This is a genomic window from Actinomadura sp. NPDC000600 (assembly GCF_040492135.1).
Lineage (GTDB): Bacteria > Actinomycetota > Actinomycetes > Streptosporangiales > Streptosporangiaceae > Spirillospora.
On the sequence record NZ_JBEUPD010000083.1, the window covers coordinates 3596 to 6512 of the forward strand.

The following is a 2917-nucleotide window of genomic DNA, read 5'->3' on the forward strand; positions in this document are numbered from 1 at the left end:
GGCGGGCTGCAGTGCAGGCGATAGGTGCGGGCTGGCCGGGAGCCCCGGGGGCTCTGAGCTTCCTGCGCGACCGCGCCACCCACGACCAGGACACCGACGTGTGGGAGACGGCGATATGGGCGGTAGCTTCGGGCTGGACCAGTTACTCCGGGACCTTCGTGTGGCTGTGCGACCGCGCCACCGAGGATGAGAACGCCACCGTGCGGCGGGCCGCAGTGCAGGCGATAGGCGCGGGTTGGGCGGGGGATCCGGAGGCTCTGAGCTTTCTACGCGACCGCGCCACCCACGATCCGCACGACATCGTGCGGCAGGTCGCAGTGCAGACAGTGGGGATGAGTTGGCCGAGCGATCCGGATGCGCTGGACCTTCTACACGACCGTGCAATCCATGACGAAGCGCGCGATGTACGGGCGATCGCAGAGACGATTGTCACGTATCTCGGATAAGTGATCTCGCTAAACGGTGGCTCAATAATCGTGCGGGTTCAGTTGAGCACGGAGCCGGGACTCGTGGGCTACAGGCCGCCAGCCATCTCGGCGCCAGACGCCTCGACGAAGACACAGGCAAGGTCCCCCCGCGATAACTCCCGCTTGCCAACGATCATGGCAATCCGCAGGGGCGAGTTGCCATGATCGTTGGCGACCGACACCGCCACGTATATAAACCGGTGCCTTCGATATCAGGCAGAATGTGCATTCTGACTGATTTGGGAAATTCCTTGGGATTGAAATCTGGAATGGTGTGCGCTCGCCTAAAATCAGAGCAACTCGACACATAATCTGTCAGATTAATGGCTAGCCGCAACCTCGACACGCCCTGCGAGTGGGCGCCTGCAATATCTTCTGACCGGAGGGTCCGGGGCAGGGGGAAGATGATGCTGGACTTAATTATAGCGAGCCCATCATGCTGAGGCGATGCCTGTCACCGGCTCGAAAGCGGCTTCGACGGCGTTGTTGGGAAAACGTTGTTCGTCGGGTGTACCGCACACCGCTGCCTTTCCAGCGAGCAGTCCGGTTTACCTTGACCGGCATCACTTCGCACAGGCGGTCGCGGTGCATCACCGACTCCCCGTTCGTTGCCGCTGGCGGGGCCAACTCGGACGCGCCAGGGAGTGACATGCCCAAGGCAAGACCGGAGCGGCTTATCAAAGAGTCCGGGCAGAGGCCTGGCACCTCCGGCTACCGTGGGTTAGTGCGGTCGTGGCAGCGGGGGCGTTAACTGTGGGAGATCGCAACGGACTTGATCTTCCTTGAAGTGCGCTGTGGTGAAGCAAAAGACGCTGCCTGACCTGCGACTTTGTTAAGAGGCAGCTTCCCCTGGGCTTGATTGATCGTGTTCACACCGAAGAGGCCACTGGTTCGAACCCAGTATCGCCCACGTTTTGCCAGGTCAGAGGCTTGCTCGAACGATGAGCAGGCCTCTTTGGCGTTGTCGCAGCCCCGAAGAGGTCACGGGTTTCGGTCCAGCAGCGCGCAACCTCGCTCCCGCAGGGCGGCTTCTTGGACTCCGGGGTTGGCCACTGGTGCCCCGGTGGGAGCAATTTGGGAGATCATCCCTCTCCCACCGCGAACGAGGCCACAAGAAGACCGCACTACCAGTCACTCTGCGCGGTCGAAGTCGAGCTGAGTGCTCGCCGCATGTCTGCTCAGGAACCACGAGCCGGGGTGGAGCTGGAGTCTGCCTTGCGGCATGCCCGACAGGCCAGTGTGCGGGGAGCCTGCGTCCTGCTTTGGCAGGGTGCAGGTAGCAGGTCAGCTGGATCGTCTGAAGGTGTCGCTGCTGCAACGTCGAACCGTCTGACCCGTCCCGGGGAAGGCCCGCTGGTACGGCGCGGCCTTCACCGGCTCCGGCTTTGCGGTCATCCGCGCATGCCGGGACGTCCTGCTGGGTGCAGACCCGCCGGTCGCCGTGCTCGAACGAGCGTCCGCTGCCTCGCGAAGACCCGCGAGGCCGTCACCGCCACCGTGCATCCGGGCGGCACCGTCGTCACCTGCGACGGCGGCGATATCCGCTGGCGGAACCGGCCGGCCATCGGTCCAACGCTGTCCTCACCGCCCCCCGCTCCGGCTTGAACGACGAGAAGCAGCGCTGGATACCAGTGGCCCTTGCCTACGCTCCCGCCCATTCTCGCGGAGAGCAGTACAGAGCGGAGGTGAACAATTTAATGATCTACAACGTAAAGGTTTCGCCCAGTCCCGCGGCACTGCGATTCTGTTTGGTGGACACGGCTGCGGACGAGTTGGCGGTTGCGGTGGCTACCGGCCAGCGGGCCGGGCGTTCGCCCGTTCGTGGCGCAGATGCTCGGAAATCTCCGCTTCGGGCGCGCGGTCTGCAGCACCGCCTTGGTGGCACTGGGCAAGCCCGTCGGCCCACCGTCGACCCCTGCCCGGACCCGCTGGATCAGCTCGACGGAGGCCCGGACATCCAGCCAGCCCGACCGCTCGTCGTCGCTCGCAGATTCTCTCCCGGGCGGGGGCAACGGCCCCAGCCTTCAGGGTCACCACCCCACCCACACGATCTTTAGGACAGTCCCTCGGCCACGCTGAGGACATCGAGGAGGTCCTGAAGCGTGATGGTGGGGCCCCAGAGGTGGATGTCGTAGGGTGGGCGGTCATCGCCCGGGATGAGGTGGCGGCGTGCCACGTCGGACCGATGCCAGCACAGATGGAACGGAGGGGCGGCGCCCCATGGGCCGCGCAGGCACTCTTAAAGCGCCTGGGGGTTCCAGCCGAAGTAACCGCCAGGGCAGTTGATGGCCTTGCCGAGGGCACAGTAGGAGTCCTCCAGGTCGGTGATGTAGCGGCTGTCGAGGTCGTAGGTGCGGTCACGTCCAGCGGAGTGGTGTATGAGTTGGCCTCCGCGTGATCCTGTTTCTGCAGGTTAAGCGGTGAGTTCCTGGTTGTCGATCTTGGGGTCG

1 protein-coding gene is annotated in these 2917 nt (G+C 64.3%); it reads left to right on the forward strand.

Going from position 1 to position 2917, the window contains the following annotated elements; genetic code table 11:
- The coding region (locus ABWI07_RS43650) for a HEAT repeat domain-containing protein (protein WP_353822153.1) at positions 1-446 on the forward strand (446 nt) is incomplete at its 5' end.
- Positions 447-2917 lie beyond the last annotated feature (2471 nt).